This is a genomic window from Hyphomonas sp. FCG-A18 (assembly GCF_045287255.1).
Taxonomy (GTDB): Bacteria; Pseudomonadota; Alphaproteobacteria; order Caulobacterales; family Hyphomonadaceae; genus Henriciella.
Genome location: NZ_CP137142.1, coordinates 2801291 through 2819379 on the forward strand (window position 1 = coordinate 2801291; position 18089 = coordinate 2819379).

Consider the following 18089-nt stretch of genomic DNA (forward strand, 5'->3'; position numbering starts at 1 on the left):
CGTTTATGGCTGGTGAAAGCAAGTCAAAACCAAAGCGTCTTGGAAAAGGTCTGTCCGCCCTGCTGGGTGAGGTGGATGGCGTTGGCTATGGCGATGACGTAGAAACCGTTGAAGTTTCGAAAAATACAATAAAAATCAAAGATATACGTCCTAATCCGGCACAGCCGCGACGGACATTCTCTGACGAAGAATTGGCCGAACTCGCCGAATCCATTCGTCAACGCGGTGTCTTGCAACCAATTCTGGTCAGACCCGATCCAGATGCCCCAAATCGGTATCAGATTATTGCGGGTGAGCGTCGCTGGCGCGCGGCGAAACAGGCTGGGCTGGAGGATATGCCGGCGGTCATTCGCGATAGTGATGATCTTGAGCTGCTTGAAATCGGCATCATTGAAAATGTTCAGCGTGAAAACCTGAACCCAATTGAGGAAGCCGAAGCCTATGGCGCGTTGATGCAGCGCTTTGGTCGGACACAGGATAATCTCGCTGAGAGTGTTGGCAAAAGTCGAGCGCATATTGCGAATACAGTCCGCCTGCTGAATTTACCGGAACGCGCACGCGAGCATTTGCGCCATGGTCGCATCAGTGCGGGTTTAGCCAGAGCGGCCCTCGGCGCACCTGATCCAGGACCACTGATTGACCTGGCGATTTCGAAGAACCTGACCGTGCGCGATGTAGAGGCTCACGCGAAACGCCTGCGCGATGGCGGATCGCTCGATACTGTTGCCAGCAAGGTTGAGGCGGCTATCCCGGACGTTGATACGGCAGCCTTGCAAGACAATTTATCTCGTGTTCTTGGTCTCGATGTTGAGATTAAGCACAAGGCCAAAGGCGGCGACCTGCGAATTAAGTATCGCGATCTCGAACAGCTCGATGCGCTCTGCCGCAAGCTCACAGCCAAACGCTGATTGCCCTGTCATTTGTACGACCCATATAGATTCCAGCTTAGTATGGGACGTGATTATGGCTAAAGATCTTGCAGCTTTGATGGATGAGGCCCGTCAGCGGGGCTTTCCGCATGATATTTTCTTTGCAACCGGGTGTTTTCGCTGCGAGGCGACCGGGGAGTTTTTGAACGCCCGGGACACGAAGATCATTGATACGCTATCGGTTGCGGCGGGCTCTGATCCTGGCGATGATGCCACGATTTATTTGCTCGAAGCACCCAGCGGGACGCGCGGCTTTCTCATCGTACCCATGTCCGCGCACACCGATCCGAATAAGGTCGATCTGCTCGATGACTTGAAGGCCGTCTAGGTTATCTGGAAGAGTTGGAGCGGGTACACGGAATCGAACCGAGATCGATAGCTTGGAAGGCTACTGCATTACCATTATGCTATACCCGCTCATTGTCTGCGACATAGCACAGTTCCGGCAGGTGGTGGAGGGGACAGGATTCGAACCTGTGTACGCTATGCGGGCAGATTTACAGTCTGCTGCCTTTAACCACTCGGCCACCCCTCCAGGTCGCCTGCACAGCACCATTTGACGCCGCTGCATCCTGCAGTCAAAAGGGGCAAAACTGCCACTCGCCAACTACTGGAAAACGGCCTTATAATGAGCAAGTCCCGACCGCGCAACCGTCCTGAATCAGCAAATCGTCGCTCTCGTGGCGGTGGCTCGGTTGATAAAGGCAATTGGCTATGGGGACAGCACGCCGTTGAGGCCGCCATGGCCAATCCGCGGCGCAAGATCAAACACGTCTTGGCGAGCCGAAATGCACTTGAGCGGCTGGCGAAGAAACCCCGGGATTATGAGGATATAGCGCCAGCAGATTTGTCTGAGCGATTGCCAGCTGGTGCAGTCCATCAGGGTATTGCGATTGAGGTGGAGCCTCTGCCTTCGACGCATTTGGAAGACGTGATCGCCTCGGGTGCAGATCGTCTGGTTGTGCTTGATCAGGTAACAGACCCTCATAATCTTGGCGCGATTTTCCGATCCGCCGCGGCTTTTGGGTTTAAGGGCGTCGTCTTGCAGTCGCGCAATACACCGCCAATCACGGGCGTGGTGGCCAAAAGTGCGGCTGGAGCGATCGAAACGGTCGCTGAATGCCGCGTGGTGAATATTGCACGGACGCTCGACCAATTGTCGGAAGCGGGGTTTCATACGGTGGGCCTTGCCGGGGAAGGACGGGCCCTCATTGATCAGGCGGTCCAGAACGCCAGCAAAGTCGCAATCGTCATGGGCGCAGAGGGATCAGGTTTGCGACCCGGTGTTGCCAAAGCCTGCGCCGAGTTGGCGCGTATTCCAATTGAGTCAGAGATGGAGAGTCTGAACGTCTCGAATGCAGCGGCGATCGCCTTTTACGAAGTTTCTCGCGCAATTACGCAAACGTCCTGATTGTACGAACGGCAGAGTGTGTTTCCTTCGGGCATAAATCATCCGAGGATAAAGACATGGGAAATCTAACAGTCGATCCGCTCGCAATTGCTGCCTTGGTAGGCTTTGGAAGCCTTCTGGCGATCAGTATCGGTATTTCTGTATGGATGTACAAGAAAGCCGGTAAATCTGCTGGCGAGCAGTAGAGCGCTATAGTTTAACCGCCCCAACGTCACCCTTGACGAGTAAGGGTGGTTTCGTCCTCCTGTTTGAAAACAGATAGGAGGACGTCATGGCAGATTTATCAGGAAAAGTGGCCGTCATTACTGGCGCAGCCAGCGGTATTGGCTTGGCCGGGGTCGAGGTTTTTGTTGAGGCCGGTGCGAAAGTTATCGCGGCTGACTTACAGGACGATAAGGGCAAGGCGCTGGAGGCCCGGTTTGGGGCCGAGAATGTGGCCTACCGGACATGCAATGTGACCGACAATGATGCGCTCAAAGCGCTGATGCAATCGGCGGTCGATACGTTTGGTGGCCTTGATATCCTTTGGAATAATGCGGGCAGTGGAGGTACGCCAACCGGGGTCGAGGACCTCGATCTTGCGGGCTATGACATGACGATGGACCTGTTGTTGAAATCGGTCTTTGCCGGAACACATTTCGCGGTGCCGCATATGGTTGCGCGTGGTGGTGGCAGTGTGGTGAACACGTCTTCCATCTCTGCCGTCTGCGCGGGATATGCGCCGATCACCTACTCGGTCGCCAAGAAGGCTGTTGCGCATTTTTCTAAACTGGCGGCAGCGGAGCTCTCCAAGCACCAAATTCGCGTCAATGCGATCCTGCCGGGCTTTATTGCGACGTCCATCTTTGGCGCATCGCTTGGGTTACCGCGGGAGCAGGCTGATCAAATGGCCGAAATGGTCGCCCAGAATGGTGGAGCCATGCAGCCAATTGGCCGGATTGGTAAAGGTACAGACATTGCCCAGATGGCAGCGTTCCTGGCCTCGGATGAAGCTGGTTTCGTTACGGGGGGTGAGTTCCTGGTCGATGGCGGGATGACGGTTGGACCACGCCATAGCTGGAATGAAAGTGAAGGTGGACCACTCCTCGATGCGCTCGGGATCACACCAGAGCAGGCCGAGGCCATGGCCGCAGTGATGAAGCTCGACTAAGCCGCAGCGATAGACCGGGTCAGGGTGATCAGGTTTTTTCGGACCTGATCATCACGGATTTTCAGGATCAGACCACTGATCGCGGTCGCATCCGCTAAACGGTCGGACGCCATCGTTTCAGCATCGGTGAAGGCCGCTTGATCTTCTGCCATGCCCGCTGCTTTCTGGTCTGTCCGGGCGTTCGGGATCAGTATGGCGATATGTTTTTGCTCTGGCAGCAGATCTGTAATGGCCACGCCATAATACTGTGCCAGCACATAGAGATGATCGAGCGTGATCTGATTGGTGGCCTTCTCATAGTTTGAGTAAGTCTGATGCGATTTGCCAATCAGCTTTGCGACATCGGCCTGATTGAGATGATTCTGTTCGCGTAAGGCGCGCAGCCGATTGCCGATATGGTCGTATATTGTATCTTTTGGAGAAAGCTCGGACACATCAGAATTCCACGATTACCAGAATTCTTGAATCGTCGGAATCGCCTCTACCCTTCAAGCAATCAGAAGTGGAGTAGCGCCTTTTTAAAGGGCCTCGTTCAAACCGGGTAAGGCTTCAACCTCTGATAAAAGCGCATCAAGCGTCAAAGCTGAGGCCAGTTCGCGGCCTCGCTCATCAAATAAACTGTATCCCTGACTAGCCTTCCGTAACGGGAATTTGCGCCAATGGGCACGGGTGCGATAGATGATCACTTCCTTAGGCTCTTCTCCGCAGGCCGACCATCCGGTCCAGACATGATCGGGTGGAATGCTGCGCCATAAGCGGTCTATGGCGGTCAGATCATCAGCGGAGAAAAGGGTCATGGATCAAGACAGTCAGGCATCCGGTAACCAAAAGGTTAATTCTGGTGGCCTGTCTGGCAACCTGCAGGGCGCTTTCCTGCTGATGTTGTCTGGGGTTGGCTTCACGATCTATCTCCTGATCAACAAGCTGATCTCCGATGAGGTGCACTGGATTGTGCTGTCTTTCTGGCGCGCCGTTTTCGGCATGGGCCTCGCCCTGCCCTTCCTGATGCGCCGCGGTCTTGGTTCGCTCAAGACCAAGCAGTTTCATCTGGTTTTCTTACGGAGTGTGTTTGGGACGCTGGGGATGACGCTGGCAATCTTTGCCGTATCCGATGCCTTTGAGCTGACGCTCGCGCAATTCAACGCGATCAGTTTTACCCGGCCCTTATTTGTAACCCTGCTTGCAGCCGTCATCTTGCGGGAAACCGTGGGTTTGCATCGCTGGGGGGCCGTTTTTGTCGGATTTCTGGGGGTTCTCGTCATGGTCGTGCCGGGTGTTTTCACGTTCTGGCGACCTGAGGCGTTAAACGGGTTGGGTCTGGATGGCGGTAGTTTCGTGGCCCTGATAAGCGCCTTCTCGCTCGCCGGAGCCATTGTGCTGGTGAAGTTTCTAAGCGCCGAACTCTCGCCCATTGCGCTTCTCTTCTATGCCAACCTCTTATCGACAATTTTGCTCTTACCGCTCGCGCTTTGGGTCGGGGCACCAATCTCTCTGGAGAATTGGGGATGGATTGCCCTGATGGGGATCGTCGGGTTCGGCGCGCAATTCTGCTATATTGCCGCGATGAGTGTGGGGGAGGCGTCCTTCATCTCGCCTGTCGATTATCTTCGCTTGCCCATGTCGAGTGTCGCGGATTTCCTGGTCTTCAGAATGGTTCCCGGCGTGAATGTCTGGATCGGCGCGGTCATTATTGTCGTTTCAACACTTTATATCGGCCTTCGTGAACGAGTGAGGGGCAGACAATCGTCTTAGCCCTTGTGAATAGGTACACTCTCATTCATCATTCATGAAAAAGGGAGGCCCCTATGACCAAAGTGCTCGTAACCGGTGCGACCGGGTTTATTGCATCACACACAATCCTGGCTCTGATCGAAAAAGGGTATGAGGTGCGTGGTACCGCCCGCTCCGCGAATAAGGCCGCGCGGCTGAATGCGATCCTGAGTGACTATGCAGGCAAAGCCATAGAGATTGAATTGGTGAGCGCTGATCTGACCAGTGATGATGGCTGGAGCGAAGCGATGGAGGGGGTCACCTATTTACAGCATCTCGCCTCGCCCATCCCGAACAATCTTCCCAAAGACGCTAATGAGCTGATCATTCCGGCGCGGGATGGCGCGCTACGGGCGCTAAAGGCAGCGAAGGCCGCTGGGGTGAAACGCGCTGTGATGACATCATCCATGGCGGCGATTGCCTATGGCTGGGGTGACAAGCGGCCAGACATTCTGGACGAGACCCATTGGTCCAATCCGGATAATATCAAGGACAATACCGCCTATACCCGGTCCAAAGCCATCGCAGAAAAAGCCGCCTGGGATTATGTGAACGGCGAAGGCGCTGGACTGGAACTCGCGACAATCAATCCGGTTGCTGTACTGGGCCCAGCCATGAGCGGCGATGTTTCAGCCTCTCTGGAGCTGGTGACGCAGGCGATGCAGAATAAAGTGCCAGCTTATCCAAAACTCACGTTCGGCATTGTCGATGTTCGGGATGTGGCTAAGGCACATGTCGAGGCAATGGAGCGGCCAGCGGCTGCAGGGGAACGCTTTCTGGTTGGCAATGAAGTCCTTAGCTTCTCAGAAATTGGTGATATTCTCCGTGAAGCCTTTCCGGATCGAAAATTGCCCAAGGGCGAGTTACCGAACTGGCTGGTGCGGATGATGGTTCCTTTGAACCCGACCCTGAAACAGATCCTGCCTGAACTCGGGAAACGTCGCGCTTATACTAATGCCAAGGCGCGGGAACAGCTTGGGATTGATTTCATCCCGGCCAAAGATGCGATCATTGCCAGTGCGCAAACGCTAGTTGACCTGGGCGAGTTGTAACACTGGGATAGGCGGCGGCTCGTTCTCGCGCTAAACCGCGCGCATGAGTTTTCGAGCCTCCTTCATTACCCTTTATCCAGAAGCCTTTCCTGGGCCGCTGGGCGTTTCCATTCTGGATCGCGCCCGTGAAGACGGACTATGGTCACTCGATCTGGTCGAGTTGCGGGACTTTGGCTTGGGCAAACACCGGCAGGTTGATGAAAAACCGGCAGGCGGCGGCGCGGGTCTGGTTCTGCGCCCGGATGTGGCTGCTGCCGCGATAGACAGCCTGCCTAAGGATAATCGACCGATCATCTATCCAAGCCCTCGCGGTGTGCCGTTCTCGCAGGAAATTGCGCAGAACTGGACCTCAGGCGAAGGTATTGTTTTCTTTTGTGGTCGGTTTGAGGGGCTGGATGAGCGTGTAATTGAAGCGCGCAATATGATTGAAGTCTCGCTTGGCGATTATGTGCTGGCTGGGGGTGAAGTGGCGGCCATGGCGATGCTTGAGGCAACGCTCCGCCTGATGCCGGGCGTGGCGGGTAACCATGCCTCGGTCGAGGATGAAAGTTTCTCCGGGGGCTTGCTTGAATATCCACAATATACTCTGCCGAGATTATGGGAGGGACGTGAAACGCCATCGGTTTTGACCTCAGGCGATCATAAACGTGTTGACGAGTGGAGGAATCAGCAGAGCAAGGCATTGACAAAAGCCCGCCGTCCCGATTTATGGGCCGCTTTCCCTCATGGGCCAGAATTACGAGCGTCGGAGACGGACGATGAACATGATTGAGCAGCTTGAAGCTGAAGAAGTTGCCCGCGTAACCGCTGGCAAAAATATCCCAGAATTTTCGCCAGGCGATACGCTGTCTGTAAACGTGCGTATTACAGAAGGTGATCGTGAGCGTGTTCAGCGCTATGAAGGCGTTTGTATCGCCCGCGCTGGCAAAGGCATCAATGAGAACTTCACCGTTCGCAAGATTTCCTTCGGCGAAGGCGTTGAGCGTGTGTTCCCGGTTGTTTCACCAATGATCGAGAGCATCGAAGTGAAGCGTAAAGGCCGCGTTCGCCGCGCCAAGCTTTACTATCTGCGTGATCGTCGCGGTAAGTCTGCACGTATTGCTGAGCGTACAACCGGTCACGGTATGGAAGTCACTGAGATCACGACTTCTAAAACTGAGCTGCGCCGTCAGCGTGATGCTGCAAAAGTGGCCCGCCGCGAAGAAGCTGCGGTTCAACGTGAAGCTGCTGCAAAAGCCAAAGCCGCTGAGGAAGCTGCAGCAGCCGCTGCTGCCGAGGCAGAGGCTACAGAAGGTAACGAGGAAGCATAGGCTTTCATACTTCTTGAACTAATTGAATAAGCCCGGCTATTTTAGCCGGGTTTTTTGTGTCTCATTTTGCGACAAACCTAGACAGAGCCTGTGCCACAAAAGGTTAATCGCTGCGGCCTGTGACTTGCACTGCCTATGTGAGGCGTGGCGCAGAATGCCTGTAAGTACGGGAAATATCCCTTAAAATCGGGTTAATTGACAGAAATAGCAGTTAAAAACTCGCGCCCGACGGGAATCCCGTTGGCCGCTACTGATTCATTACATATACGAAATAATAGGCGCGGAATTTGCGTCGTCGTATCTCGTCGTCCCGAAATGGCTCGGGATGCAGAACACGACAGTAACCAATGCCGCTTGCGGTATACAAAGGGGAAGATGGAAAATGACATTTAAGAAGAACATCCTGATCGGTGTTGTGGCCGCGGCCGCGATTCCGACTATGGCTTTCGCTGATGGCGATGGAAAAAGCTGGGACGGTCAGGTTGCGGGCGATCGCTATGTAGCGAGTGGGGCTGCAACATCTGAGCGTATTCTGACAGACGCAGAAATTCGTGACATCATTTCACGCTCTGGCGCGCCTGCCGGTTCAACAGACGTTCGCTATGTTGGCGGGTCTGAGACCGCTGTTGAAACAGAATATTGTTGTGGCGGTACTGAAGAGCGTTATGAAGAGCGCACCGAGCTTCAGGAAACAACTGAGTATATCGAAGCCGTGACTGAGCGTAATCTGATTCAGCCGGTTCAACGCACTCTGATCCAGCCGATCACACGTGAAGTTCTGCAGCCACGGAACGAAGACCTCACAGAAGACATGGTTTTCGAAACCAACCGTCTGCCTGTTCGTATCGACCGTGACGCTGTGCCAACTGTTGAGACACAGTATGTCCCACAGGTTGAAGAGAACTATCGCGAAGAGACATCTGAAACCTACTTTGATGTTGTTACGCAGCGCGACGTGATCCAGCCGATCGAGCGCACAACGGTTGTTCCTGTTCAGCGTCGTATTACGCGCCCACGCACAGAGACAATTACTGCTGAGCCACGTTATGAAACACGCACTGCACCAACGCAGCGCAACTCAATCATCGTTCCAAACACGATTGAGACTGTTTCTGAGCAACTGACAGAAATGACCGAAGAGCGTTACACTGAAGTTGCGGTGCCTTATGTTGCAACCCGTAACATCTATCAGCCAAGAACCATCACAACGATCCAGCCGATTGAGCGTCAGATCCTGCGCGCCCAAACTGAAGAGATTGTTGAAGATACAATCTATGAAGAAGTTCGCCTCGACCCACGTATCGAGCGTGACCCAACACCACAGATTGTTGAAAACGTGATTCCACAGGTTACAGAGCGCACAGTTCTGGAAGTTGAAGATGTATACGTTGACCAGGTCACGCGTACGATCATCCAGCCTGTTGTTGTCACAACAGTTCAGCCGGTCATCAATGAGGTTCTTCAGGGCCGCGTAGAGACAGAAACTCTGCCAACACGCTATGAAGAAAGCACACTGGCCAGCATCACTGAGTCCGTGATGGTTCCACAAACTCAGGTGAACTACATCCCGCAGGTCACAGAGGCGTTCAACGAAGAGTACTCCGAGAGCTACTTCGATGCCGTGACCAAGCGCATTGTATATCAGCCGAAAGTGGTTACCCGCGTTCAGCCTGTGATCATCGAACGTGTCCGTGGTCGTACAGAAACTGTAACGAACCCAACACGTTACGAAACAGTTCGTGCAAGCCTGGTCGTTCTGAACCTCGGCGCACCGTGTAACTGTAACTAAGATGAGATTTAGAGGGCGGGCTTTGCTTGCCCTCTAATCCACCTGACCCGACGATTTTCTTCATTTTTCGTCGGGATCCCCGGGAAGACGCTGTGGTGACACGGCGTCTTTTCGTGGTTGTGGCAAAATGTGCCTTTATATGGCTAAAATGATTGCCAGCGACGCACGTCCGTGGTGTTTTCCGGCCAGTTGATGAGGAAATCATGCCCGGACTAACGCTGTACGATAAAATCTGGAATGCCCACCACGTTTCAACCGATGAAGCGACGGGAGAATCCCTGCTTTATATTGACTTGCATCTGATCCATGAGGTGACGACACCGCAGGCTTTTGCAGGGCTGAAGTCTGCTGGTCGCAGGGTTCGGCGCCCGGATCTGACTTTGGCGGTTGCAGATCACAATACCCCGACTGAGGGACAGGCTCTTGGGCTGGATGGGGTTCGCGATGAAGCGGCGCGGATGCAGCTTCAGGCGCTTAGTCGCAATGTTGCCGAACATGGCATCGAGTTTTTCCCTATGGGTGATTTGCGCAATGGGATTGTTCACGTGGTTGGCCCTGAACAAGGGCGCACCCAGCCCGGCATGACAATTGTTTGCGGCGATAGTCATACCTCAACGCATGGCGCATTTGGCGCTTTGGCGCATGGCATCGGGACCAGCGAAGTTGAGCATGTTCTGGCGACACAAACTCTGCGGGCGCGTAAAATGAAGAATATGGCGATTGAGGTGCGCGGTATCTTGCCTGACGGCGTTACCGCTAAGGATCTGGCTCTGCATCTGATCGCTGAGATTGGGACGGCGGGCGGCACGGGTTGCGTCATGGAGTTTCGCGGGGAAGCCATCCGCGCCCTGTCTATGGAAGGACGAATGACGCTTTGCAATCTGTCGATTGAAGGCGGTGCCCGTGCCGGTCTGATTGCCCCAGATGAGACAACCCTTTCTTATATGAAAGGCCGCCCATCAGCGCCCAAAGCCGGGGCTTGGGAACTGGCGGAGCAGCATTGGCGCACGCTATTTTCTGATGATGATGCGCATTGGGATCATATCATCGAAATTGATGCGACAAAGATTGAGCCGACTGTGACCTGGGGGACCAGCCCGGAACAGGCGATTCCGCTTTCCGGGAATATCCCAGACCCGGCCAAGATTGATGATCCGATCAAGAAAGGTGCGGCGGAACGTGCGCTGTCCTATATGGATTTGCAGCCTGGCGCCCCTCTTGCGGGTACGCCTATCCAGCGCGTCTTTATTGGCTCCTGTACCAATTCGCGGATCGAGGATTTGCGCGCTGCGGCGGCGATTGCCGAGGGTAAGACCGTAGCAGATGGTGTTCGGGCCATGGTCGTACCGGGCTCAGGTCTGGTGCGGGCACAAGCCGAAAGTGAGGGGCTGGATCAAGTTTTCCGCGCCGCTGGCTTTGAGTGGCGGGAGCCCGGTTGCTCAATGTGTCTGGGGATGAACCCGGATATTCTCAGCCCCGGCGAGCGCTGCGCCTCAACCTCCAACCGTAATTTTGAAGGCCGCCAAGGCCGGGGTGGGCGCACCCACCTGATGAGCCCTGCCCTTGCGGCCCGCGCGGCTGTCACTGGAGTAATCGGCGGATGATCACGGCGCTGGACCATATTGTCTTGCTGTGCCCCGATATCGATGAGGGGATTGAATGCTATGGCAAGCTGTTTGGGGCCGGCCCGGTTTGGCGCGCGGTTGGTGAGGGCAGTCAGACTGCAGTTTTTGATGCCGGGAATACCGCGCTTGAACTGATGGCACCGCATGGCGAAGGCGCCGTTGCTGAAAAGTTGCGGGCGATGACGAAGGATGGGCCGCGCCTTACCAGTCTTGCCTATCGCTCCGACGCGATAGGTGATGATCATTACGCCCTCGGCCGACGCGGTTTAGCGCCTTCCGAGGTTACGGATGGTGCAAGTGAAGACCTTACGACCGGGCAAAAGCGTTCCTGGAAGCGGTTTCGGTTGCCCGATCAGCATATGGCGGGGATAAAGAGTTTCGTTTTGGAACTAACAGAGGGCAACCTGCCACCCGGCGCCTCTGAATCCGGTGCGATTACCGCTCTGGATCACATTGTGATCAATACGCCAAACCCTGAACGGGCTGTTGCGACCTATGGCGCGCGTTTAGGGTTACGGTTTGCTCTGGATCGTCTGGCCGAGCAGTGGAAAACGCGGTTCCTGTTCTTCCGGCTTGGGGGCCTGACCCTCGAGATTATTCACAGGCTCGATCAAGATCATAATCCTGATGACCATGATAACCTTTGGGGCATTACGTGGGCGGTTGAAGAGCTTGAGGTTGCCCACGCGCGACTTGGCGCTGCAGGTCTCAATATCAGTGAAATCCGGCAGGGGCGAAAAGCGGGCAGTCGTGTGTTTACAGTGCGCGATGGAACCCTGAACGTCCCAACCCTGTTCATACAGCATGACAAGAAGTAAGGCATAGCCATGAAAGCGTTTACGACCCTGCGCACAACTGCGGCCCCCTTGATTGATGGGGGCAAGCTCATGGCGAATGTCGACACGGACATGATTATCCCGAAACAGTTCCTGAAGACGACCGAACGTGTTGGTTTGTCCGAAGGCTTGTTTCACGAATTGAAGACCTTGGCGGATGGCTCCCCTAACCCGGATTTCGTCCTGAACAAGCCCGCTTACAAAAGCGCAGGTGTCCTGATTGCTGGTGATAATTTTGGCTGTGGTTCCTCGCGTGAACATGCGCCCTGGGCCCTTTTGGACCAAGGGATTACCTGCGTGATTGCGCCGAGTTTTGCTGACATTTTCTATAATAATTGCGGCAATAATGGCATTCTTGCGCTGACCTTACCGCAAGAGGCTTGTGACGTACTGGCGGGGCAAGCGGGGGGCGGTAACTCAGTGTTTGAAATCGACCTTGAGCGTCAGCTGGTCATCGGTCCGGACGGGGCAGAGCACCATTTTGACTATGATGAAGGGCGCAAGGAAAAACTCCTGAAGGGGCTTGATAATATCGGCCTGAGCCTGCAGCAGGATTCGGCGATTTCATCATTTGAGGCGCAGCGTAAGTTAGCCACACCATGGTTGGAGAAAGCCTGATGAGACGATTGATCACCATAGTTGCAGTGGTATCCACGCTTGGCCTGACGGGCTGTGCGATGGATGTTTTGAACACCAAACCTGAAGTGCGCGGCCTGGAAGGGGCGGCTCCTGTGCAAACACTGAATAATCCGGCAACTGGCACAGACATTACCTTGCGCCCAGGTGGGCAGGTTCACATCAACCTCGAAGCGAATGCGACGACCGGATATTTCTGGACGATCACGTCACTCGATGAGACGAAAGTCAAAACCGTCTCTGAAGACTATGTCGCCGATCCGGCACCCGAAGGCCTTGTCGGGGGTGGCGGAACCATGATGTTCGTTTTTGAGGGTATCGCAAAGGGTCGTTCCGATTTGGAACTTTCATATCAAAGATCCCCGCAAGATGTCGCGGAAACCCTGAAATTCAAGATTAAGGTCGTAGAATGAGCCAATCCATCCTCCTTTTGCCCGGTGATGGCATTGGTCCAGAAGTTATTGAGCAGGCGGTTCGTGTCCTGAATGTGGTGGCTGATGATATTACGACACAGTCCAGCCTTGTCGGGGGTGCCTCTATCGATACGCATGGTGTGCCTTTAAGCGATGACACGCTGGAACTGGCCAAAGCCAGCGATGCAGTTTTGCTTGGCGCAGTTGGCGGTCCGAAATGGGTTGATGCTGCGCGGCATTTGCGCCCCGAAATGGGGCTGTTGCAGCTTCGTAAAGGCCTTGATGTGTTTGCAAATCTGCGCCCGGCCTACTGTTTCCCGGCTCTGGTCGACGCCTCGAGCCTGAAACGGGAGGTGATTGAAGGCCTTGATCTGATGATCGTGCGCGAGTTGACCTCCGGGGTGTATTTTGGCGAACCGCGCGGGATTGAAACCAATGCCGATGGTGTGCGCTTTGGCTATGAAACCTCGCGCTATACCCAGCCGGAGATTGAACGTGTCGCCCGTGTCGCGTTTGAGATTGCCCGCGGTCGCGGCGGTGAGGTTTGCTCGGTTGAGAAATCCAATGTCATGGAAAGCGGCCTGTTCTGGCGCGAGATTGTCACTGCTCTGCACGCTGCGGAGGGCGATGGTGTAAAACTCAGCCATCTTTATGCCGACGCCTGTGCCATGGAATTGGTACGCGCCCCGAAACAGTTTGATGTTATCTTGGCCGGGAACCTGTTCGGCGATGTGCTTTCGGATGAAGCGGCCATGCTAACCGGCTCTATTGGCATGTTGCCGAGCGCAAGCTTGGGTATTGATGGCACACCGGGCCTGTATGAGCCTGTGCATGGCTCTGCGCCGGATATTGCCGGTCAGGGTCTTGCTAATCCGTGCGCGGCTATCCTGTCTCTGGAGATGGCGTTGCGCTGGTCACTTGGCCGGGCTGATGCGGCGGACCGCGTTCTGAAAGCGGTTGGTGAAGCTCTTAATGCGGGCGCCCGGACCCGTGACCTTGGCGGCAGCCTGAGTACACAAGAGATGGGTGACGCCGTGATCGCAGCGCTGTAGAAACGCGAAAAAGTTTAGGAGTGCCTCATGAGTGACCAGATGCCAGATCGGCTAAGCCTTGATCCATCCAGCCCTTTTCATGACGCCGCTGTGCTTGAGCGGGGCGTCGGTATCAAGTTTAACGGCCAGGAAAAGACCAATGTGGTCGAGTATTGTATCTCTGAAGGCTGGATCAAGGTTGCTGCGGGTAAGGCGGTTGATCGCAAAGGTCAGCCTTTGACCATGAAGCTGAAAGGCACGGTTGAGCCTTATCTCGAAAGCTAAGTCACCCGTTTTTCCGGGGGTGGGTTTTCCGCCTCCAGCTCTTCAACCTTGTCTTCAAGTTTCTTGAGCTGGCGCTCGCGCAGTTCGTCACTAAATGCGCTGGCGAATACACCGGCGGGCAAGGCAACCACACCAATCCCAGCCAGTGCGATCATGGATGCAAAGAAACGCCCCAAAGGTGTGACGGGGAAAACATCCCCATAGCCAACGGTTGTCAGGGTCGCGATCGCCCACCAGATGGCGCGCGGTATGGAGTTAAAGCTTTCCTGCTGCTCTCCGCCGATGCCCTCAATGAAGTAGAGCGCGACGGCGGAAATATAGACCAGAGCCAGCGCCATCGCGAGCGTGGTCAGGAGTTGACTACCAGAGCGTTTCAAAGCGGAACCTAGTATGTCAAAAGCTGGGACAAACCGGGCAATCTTGATCAGGCGGAACAGCCGTAAGACCCGTAAAGCCACTGCCGAAATGCCCCCACCGAAAACCATGACAAGCAATTCGGGTAAGAAAGCCAACAAATCAGCAATCGAATAGAACTGCCGAATATAGCGTATTCGCCCACGGAATCCGGCATATTTCGGGTTCACACCAGCCACCCAGACACGCATCAAATATTCAATCGCAAAAACGATAACGACGGCGATATTGAAAATCGCAATGGCTCTGGCCCAGTTCGGGTCATTCGTAATAGTTTCTTCGGTTTCCAGCGCCAGAAACAGGAAGCTGACAAGGACCAGCGCGATAATGAACCAATTGGTCCAGGAAATCCCTTTCTCTCGGGCTTCTGGAACCATTTCCCGGTAAAGTGCGCGCTGTATTCCCATCATGAGCGCCCCTCCCAAAGACGCTTTAGCCTCTTAGCACACCCCCGGTCGCCTTGGCGACGGCCTTGATAATCTTGTCGGAAATCGCTTCGATATCCTTATCTTTCAGGGCCTCGCCTTTGGGCTGCAGGGTCACTTCAATCGCGACGGACTTGTGGCCCTCTTCAATACCAGTCCCCTGATAGACATCGAACACAGTCGTGTCTGTGATGAGGGTCTTATCGGCCCCTTTCGCGGCTTTGACGATGGCGCCAGCGGCAATATCCTCAGTGACCACGAAGGCAAAATCGCGGTGGATTGGCGTCAGGTCCGCCTTGTCCAGAACCGCTTTGGTTTTGGTGGCTTTGGCCTTCATTTGCGGTAGGGCGTTGAGGTTCAGCTCAAAACCATAAGCCGGACCATCAACACCAATCTGCTTCAGGACACCCGGATGCAGCGCGCCGAAATGGGCAATGGTGACCTTTGGGCCAAGTTTCAGACAGGCAGATTGCCCCGGATGCCAGTGCTTTTGACGTGGCCCCTCAATCTGGAAGCGCTCAGGCGGTTGGCCAAGCGCTTCGAGGACGGCGAATAGGTCCGCTTTTGCGGCATAAGCGTCATAACTTTCACTGCCTTGCCAGTGCCTTGTCTTGGCGGGGCGCACCAGAGCGCTGACTACTGTGCGTTGATCCTTGGGACCATCATTGAGGTAGATTGGGCCGGCTTCGAACAGGCGTAGCTCGCGCTCACCATTGTCGGCGCCTTTCTGGGCAGCTGTGGCCAGATTGGCCAGAACGCTTGGGCGCATCTGATTGAGTTCGCTGGCGACGGGATTTGCGACCGTCAGGACACCTTCACCCCCGCCAAACAATTTGGCTTGGGCTTTGGGCATGAAGCTCCAGGTAACAGCTTCAAGGAAGCCGCGTGAAGCCAGTGTGCGACGAGCCGTGCGCACACGATCCTGTAGAGCTGTTGTCACGACTCGTTTGCTAGTCTCTGGTGCCGGCAGGGAGAGTGTCGGCAGGGCGTCATAGCCTTCAAGCCGGGCAATTTCTTCAACGATGTCGGCAGATTGCTCCATGTCGAAGCGCCAGCTTGGCGCGTCGAGAAGCCAGGTTTCGCCAGTATCCTCAATTGCGAAGCCCAACGTCTTCAGCGTTTTCTTCATTGCTGCGGATTTCAGCTCCAGACCCGTCAGGCGGGCAACATCACGCTTATGGAACTCTACCTTGTCCTCTGTACGTGGGGCTTCGCCAGCAAGATTGGCTTTGGAGGCTGTCCCCCCGCCATATTCGAGGATCAGTTTCAGGGCGAGATTTAGCCCTTCCAGACAGGACTGAGGGTCAACGCCACGCTCGAAGCGATACCGCGCATCCGAAATGATCCCAGTCACCCGGCCAGTCTTGGCTGTGCGCAATGGATCGAACCAGGCGCTTTCAATGAACACGTTGACGGTTTCATCCGTAACCGCGGTGCTCTCACCGCCCATCACGCCGCCAAGACCTATCACGCCGCTATCATCGGCGATGACGCACATGTCCGCGGTGATGTCATAGGTCTTGCCATCAAGGGCCTCGAGTGTCTCGCCTTGCTCACCCAGACGCGCGCGAACAGGCCCTTTCAGCTTGTCTGCATCATAGACGTGCAGCGGCCGGGCACGGTCGATAGAGATATAATTGGTGATATCAACCAGCAGGGATTTCGGTGTAATGCCAATGGCTTTCAGCCGCGCCTGCATCCAGTCCGGTGAGGGGCCATTCTTGACGCCTTTGACCAGAGCGCCAGCAAAAACCGGACAAGCGTCCGGGGCATCAAGCTTAATCTCGACGGGACAATCGTAGCCGCCTGAGACTTTCTTGACACTATCGTCCAGAAACAGACCAGCCCCTGCCGCCGCGAGGTCACGGGCAATACCTTTAACGCCCAGCCAGTCTGGGCGATTGGGCGTCACTTCAAAGTCAATCACCGGATCATCGAGGCCTAGGGCCTGCGCGGCTGGCGTGCCTAGCGGGATAGAGGCGTCGAGATCAGCAATGCCATCATGGTCTTCGCCCGCATTCAGCTCTTTGGTCGAGCACATCATGCCAGAGCTTTCGACACCGCGGATTTTGCGAGGTTTCTTGTCGAGGCTGAAATCAAGCCCCGGAATATAGGTCCCCAGTGGGGCATAGATGGCGGTCATCCCGGCCCGCGCATTTGGTGCACCACAAACAATTTGTTTTTCGCCATCCACAGTCTCAACCGTACAGATGCGCAACTTGTCCGCATCCGGGTGCGGTTCGGCGGTTTTCACCTTGGCAACCGTAAAGGCCGCAAGGTCTTCTGCCGGATTATCGACATGCTCAACTTCCAGGCCCGCTTTCAGCATGAAGCCCAGAATCTCATCGAGTGAGGCAGATGTTGAGAGATAGTCTTTCAACCAGGACAGTGGGTACTTCATTGGGAGGCCTCGTCAGGAATGGCAGCGGCTGGTGTGATCCCAGTGGTGCCGAATTGTTCGAATATATCTGTGGTGCCTTCAGGGCAGGACTTGGTTGGGATCGCCCGGGACTGGTTCATACTGGTCAGCCAGCATTTCTGGAAGACGGAGCAATAGCATACTTCCAGATCAACCTCGCTCCAGGCAAGGGTCACCGCAGTCAGCTCTGCGTCCGTGATCTCATCTGGCCGCCAATCGAGCCGTAGTGGATCAACCTGTTTACCCGGGGCGACGGCGCCGCCGACAATCCCAGTCCATGATATTTGATACCCCTCTGGCAGCGTGCCGCGATAGGGTTCCAGAGATGTGATGGGCTGGCCATTGGCGCTGGCTGAGAGGGATTCGATCAGGGCGGGTCCAACCCCGCTATTCTCAAGCCGGATTCCGATCGCAACATTTTCATCGCGTCGTGAGACAAAGCCATCGACCTGCAGAACAGGATAGACCATGCCATCCTGCTGCGCACGCATTACGCGGCTTTGATCCCACGCCACCCAGATCGCAATGATCGAGCTGACGAGCGCGCAGACGGCGACCAGAAATTCGACTTTATTGCCGTTTCCCATGGCTCGC

21 protein-coding genes and 2 tRNA genes are annotated in these 18089 nt (G+C 55.2%); 16 read left to right on the forward strand and 7 right to left on the reverse strand.

The window, feature by feature from the left end:
* Positions 1 to 5 precede the first annotated feature (5 nt).
* Both RYZ27_RS13840 and RYZ27_RS13845 read left to right on the forward strand, forming a co-directional pair.
* Positions 6 to 908: a ParB/RepB/Spo0J family partition protein gene (locus RYZ27_RS13840; protein ID WP_406680117.1), complete on the forward strand. Its 903-nt coding sequence runs from the start codon at positions 6 to 8 to the stop codon at positions 906 to 908.
* Positions 909 to 963: 55 nt separating this feature from the next.
* A complete protein-coding gene (locus RYZ27_RS13845; RefSeq protein WP_406680118.1) occupies positions 964 to 1257 on the forward strand; it encodes a phosphoribosylpyrophosphate synthetase in 294 nt (97 codons plus the stop codon).
* Positions 1258 to 1272: 15 nt separating this feature from the next.
* Here the strand turns inward: RYZ27_RS13845 and RYZ27_RS13850 are convergent.
* Positions 1273 to 1346: transfer RNA gene (locus RYZ27_RS13850), tRNA-Gly, on the reverse strand.
* Between the two features lie 33 nt (positions 1347 to 1379).
* Positions 1380 to 1464 (reverse strand) — tRNA-Tyr (locus RYZ27_RS13855).
* Between the two features lie 93 nt (positions 1465 to 1557).
* Here RYZ27_RS13855 and rlmB point away from each other — a divergent pair.
* The 3 genes from rlmB (at position 1558) to RYZ27_RS13870 (ending at position 3490) form a co-directional block, all read left to right on the forward strand.
* Positions 1558 to 2340: a 23S rRNA (guanosine(2251)-2'-O)-methyltransferase RlmB gene (gene rlmB, locus RYZ27_RS13860; RefSeq protein WP_406680119.1), complete on the forward strand. Its 783-nt coding sequence runs from the start codon at positions 1558 to 1560 to the stop codon at positions 2338 to 2340.
* 56 nt (positions 2341 to 2396) lie between these two features.
* A complete protein-coding gene (locus RYZ27_RS13865) occupies positions 2397 to 2525 on the forward strand; it encodes a hypothetical protein (RefSeq protein ID WP_406680120.1) in 129 nt (42 codons plus the stop codon).
* Between the two features lie 86 nt (positions 2526 to 2611).
* Positions 2612 to 3490, forward strand: a complete 879-nt coding sequence (locus tag RYZ27_RS13870) for an SDR family NAD(P)-dependent oxidoreductase (RefSeq protein ID WP_406680121.1) — start codon at positions 2612 to 2614, stop codon at positions 3488 to 3490.
* Here the strand turns inward: RYZ27_RS13870 and RYZ27_RS13875 are convergent.
* Both RYZ27_RS13875 and RYZ27_RS13880 read right to left on the reverse strand, forming a co-directional pair.
* Positions 3487 to 3924: a helix-turn-helix transcriptional regulator gene (locus RYZ27_RS13875; protein WP_406680122.1), complete on the reverse strand. Its 438-nt coding sequence runs from the start codon at positions 3922 to 3924 to the stop codon at positions 3487 to 3489. The two genes, RYZ27_RS13870 and RYZ27_RS13875, sit on opposite strands and share 4 nt — an antisense overlap.
* A gap of 84 nt (positions 3925 to 4008) precedes the next feature.
* Positions 4009 to 4287 (reverse strand): hypothetical protein, encoded by a 279-nt coding sequence (locus tag RYZ27_RS13880; protein WP_406680123.1) that lies wholly within the window; start codon positions 4285 to 4287, stop codon positions 4009 to 4011.
* Between RYZ27_RS13880 and RYZ27_RS13885 the strand changes: the two genes are divergently transcribed.
* The 11 genes from RYZ27_RS13885 to RYZ27_RS13935 all read left to right on the forward strand — a co-directional run bounded on the left by RYZ27_RS13885 (position 4286) and on the right by RYZ27_RS13935 (position 14237).
* Positions 4286 to 5242 (forward strand): DMT family transporter, encoded by a 957-nt coding sequence (locus RYZ27_RS13885; RefSeq protein ID WP_406680124.1) that lies wholly within the window; start codon positions 4286 to 4288, stop codon positions 5240 to 5242. The genes RYZ27_RS13880 and RYZ27_RS13885 overlap by 2 nt on opposite strands.
* A gap of 53 nt (positions 5243 to 5295) precedes the next feature.
* Positions 5296 to 6312, forward strand: coding sequence for an NAD-dependent epimerase/dehydratase family protein (locus RYZ27_RS13890; protein WP_406680125.1), 1017 nt, complete (start codon positions 5296 to 5298; stop codon positions 6310 to 6312).
* A gap of 43 nt (positions 6313 to 6355) precedes the next feature.
* Positions 6356 to 7084: a tRNA (guanosine(37)-N1)-methyltransferase TrmD gene (gene trmD / locus RYZ27_RS13895; RefSeq protein ID WP_406680126.1), complete on the forward strand. Its 729-nt coding sequence runs from the start codon at positions 6356 to 6358 to the stop codon at positions 7082 to 7084.
* Positions 7071 to 7622: a 50S ribosomal protein L19 gene (rplS, locus tag RYZ27_RS13900; protein ID WP_406680127.1), complete on the forward strand. Its 552-nt coding sequence runs from the start codon at positions 7071 to 7073 to the stop codon at positions 7620 to 7622. The genes trmD and rplS overlap by 14 nt, the downstream gene beginning before the upstream one ends.
* Positions 7623 to 8004: 382 nt before the next feature.
* Positions 8005 to 9411, forward strand: a complete 1407-nt coding sequence (locus tag RYZ27_RS13905; protein ID WP_406680128.1) for a hypothetical protein — start codon at positions 8005 to 8007, stop codon at positions 9409 to 9411.
* A 203-nt stretch (positions 9412 to 9614) separates the two neighbouring features.
* A complete protein-coding gene (gene leuC / locus RYZ27_RS13910; protein WP_406680129.1) occupies positions 9615 to 11015 on the forward strand; it encodes a 3-isopropylmalate dehydratase large subunit in 1401 nt (466 codons plus the stop codon).
* A complete protein-coding gene (locus RYZ27_RS13915) occupies positions 11012 to 11854 on the forward strand; it encodes a VOC family protein (protein ID WP_406680130.1) in 843 nt (280 codons plus the stop codon). The genes leuC and RYZ27_RS13915 overlap by 4 nt, the downstream gene beginning before the upstream one ends.
* A 9-nt stretch (positions 11855 to 11863) precedes the next feature.
* Positions 11864 to 12490, forward strand: coding sequence for a 3-isopropylmalate dehydratase small subunit (gene leuD, locus RYZ27_RS13920; RefSeq protein ID WP_406680131.1), 627 nt, complete (start codon positions 11864 to 11866; stop codon positions 12488 to 12490).
* The gene (locus RYZ27_RS13925) at positions 12490 to 12921 is read left to right on the forward strand and encodes a protease inhibitor I42 family protein (RefSeq protein WP_406680132.1); all 432 of its coding nucleotides are present in this window, start codon (positions 12490 to 12492) and stop codon (positions 12919 to 12921) included. Before leuD ends, RYZ27_RS13925 begins: the two co-directional genes overlap by 1 nt.
* On the forward strand, positions 12918 to 13973 hold the full coding sequence (leuB, locus tag RYZ27_RS13930) for a 3-isopropylmalate dehydrogenase (RefSeq protein ID WP_406680133.1): 1056 nt from the start codon (positions 12918 to 12920) through the stop codon (positions 13971 to 13973). Before RYZ27_RS13925 ends, leuB begins: the two co-directional genes overlap by 4 nt.
* Before the next feature lie 27 nt (positions 13974 to 14000).
* Positions 14001 to 14237, forward strand: a complete 237-nt coding sequence (locus RYZ27_RS13935) for a DUF3297 family protein (protein WP_406680134.1) — start codon at positions 14001 to 14003, stop codon at positions 14235 to 14237.
* On the opposite strand, the gene RYZ27_RS13940 is transcribed toward RYZ27_RS13935, so the two are convergent.
* From RYZ27_RS13940 to RYZ27_RS13950, 3 genes are read right to left on the reverse strand one after another with little or no spacing between them, the layout of a single operon-like run.
* Positions 14234 to 15061, reverse strand: a complete 828-nt coding sequence (locus RYZ27_RS13940) for an ion transporter (protein WP_406680135.1) — start codon at positions 15059 to 15061, stop codon at positions 14234 to 14236. The two genes, RYZ27_RS13935 and RYZ27_RS13940, sit on opposite strands and share 4 nt — an antisense overlap.
* A 22-nt stretch (positions 15062 to 15083) precedes the next feature.
* Positions 15084 to 17477, reverse strand: coding sequence for a phenylalanine--tRNA ligase subunit beta (gene pheT / locus RYZ27_RS13945; RefSeq protein WP_406680136.1), 2394 nt, complete (start codon positions 17475 to 17477; stop codon positions 15084 to 15086).
* Positions 17474 to 18082, reverse strand: coding sequence for a hypothetical protein (locus RYZ27_RS13950; RefSeq protein WP_406680137.1), 609 nt, complete (start codon positions 18080 to 18082; stop codon positions 17474 to 17476). Before RYZ27_RS13950 ends, pheT begins: the two co-directional genes overlap by 4 nt.
* Positions 18083 to 18089 lie beyond the last annotated feature (7 nt).

Excerpts from the sequence above, each read along its gene's own strand:
- RYZ27_RS13840 (WP_406680117.1), top strand. The coding sequence starts at position 6 with ATGGCTGGTGAAAGCAAGTCAAAACCAAAGCGTCTTGGAAAAGGTCTG.
- RYZ27_RS13845 (WP_406680118.1), top strand. The coding sequence starts at position 964 with ATGGCTAAAGATCTTGCAGCTTTGATGGATGAGGCCCGTCAGCGGGGC.
- rlmB (WP_406680119.1), top strand. The coding sequence starts at position 1,558 with ATGAGCAAGTCCCGACCGCGCAACCGTCCTGAATCAGCAAATCGTCGC.
- RYZ27_RS13865 (WP_406680120.1), top strand. The coding sequence starts at position 2,397 with ATGGGAAATCTAACAGTCGATCCGCTCGCAATTGCTGCCTTGGTAGGC.
- RYZ27_RS13870 (WP_406680121.1), top strand. The coding sequence starts at position 2,612 with ATGGCAGATTTATCAGGAAAAGTGGCCGTCATTACTGGCGCAGCCAGC.
- RYZ27_RS13885 (WP_406680124.1), top strand. The coding sequence starts at position 4,286 with ATGGATCAAGACAGTCAGGCATCCGGTAACCAAAAGGTTAATTCTGGT.
- RYZ27_RS13880 (WP_406680123.1), bottom strand. The coding sequence starts at position 4,287 with ATGACCCTTTTCTCCGCTGATGATCTGACCGCCATAGACCGCTTATGG.
- RYZ27_RS13890 (WP_406680125.1), top strand. The coding sequence starts at position 5,296 with ATGACCAAAGTGCTCGTAACCGGTGCGACCGGGTTTATTGCATCACAC.
- trmD (WP_406680126.1), top strand. The coding sequence starts at position 6,356 with ATGAGTTTTCGAGCCTCCTTCATTACCCTTTATCCAGAAGCCTTTCCT.
- rplS (WP_406680127.1), top strand. The coding sequence starts at position 7,071 with ATGAACATGATTGAGCAGCTTGAAGCTGAAGAAGTTGCCCGCGTAACC.
- RYZ27_RS13905 (WP_406680128.1), top strand. The coding sequence starts at position 8,005 with ATGACATTTAAGAAGAACATCCTGATCGGTGTTGTGGCCGCGGCCGCG.
- leuC (WP_406680129.1), top strand. The coding sequence starts at position 9,615 with ATGCCCGGACTAACGCTGTACGATAAAATCTGGAATGCCCACCACGTT.
- RYZ27_RS13915 (WP_406680130.1), top strand. The coding sequence starts at position 11,012 with ATGATCACGGCGCTGGACCATATTGTCTTGCTGTGCCCCGATATCGAT.
- leuD (WP_406680131.1), top strand. The coding sequence starts at position 11,864 with ATGAAAGCGTTTACGACCCTGCGCACAACTGCGGCCCCCTTGATTGAT.
- RYZ27_RS13925 (WP_406680132.1), top strand. The coding sequence starts at position 12,490 with ATGAGACGATTGATCACCATAGTTGCAGTGGTATCCACGCTTGGCCTG.
- leuB (WP_406680133.1), top strand. The coding sequence starts at position 12,918 with ATGAGCCAATCCATCCTCCTTTTGCCCGGTGATGGCATTGGTCCAGAA.
- RYZ27_RS13935 (WP_406680134.1), top strand. The coding sequence starts at position 14,001 with ATGAGTGACCAGATGCCAGATCGGCTAAGCCTTGATCCATCCAGCCCT.
- RYZ27_RS13940 (WP_406680135.1), bottom strand. The coding sequence starts at position 15,061 with ATGATGGGAATACAGCGCGCACTTTACCGGGAAATGGTTCCAGAAGCC.
- pheT (WP_406680136.1), bottom strand. The coding sequence starts at position 17,477 with ATGAAGTACCCACTGTCCTGGTTGAAAGACTATCTCTCAACATCTGCC.
- RYZ27_RS13950 (WP_406680137.1), bottom strand. The coding sequence starts at position 18,082 with ATGGGAAACGGCAATAAAGTCGAATTTCTGGTCGCCGTCTGCGCGCTC.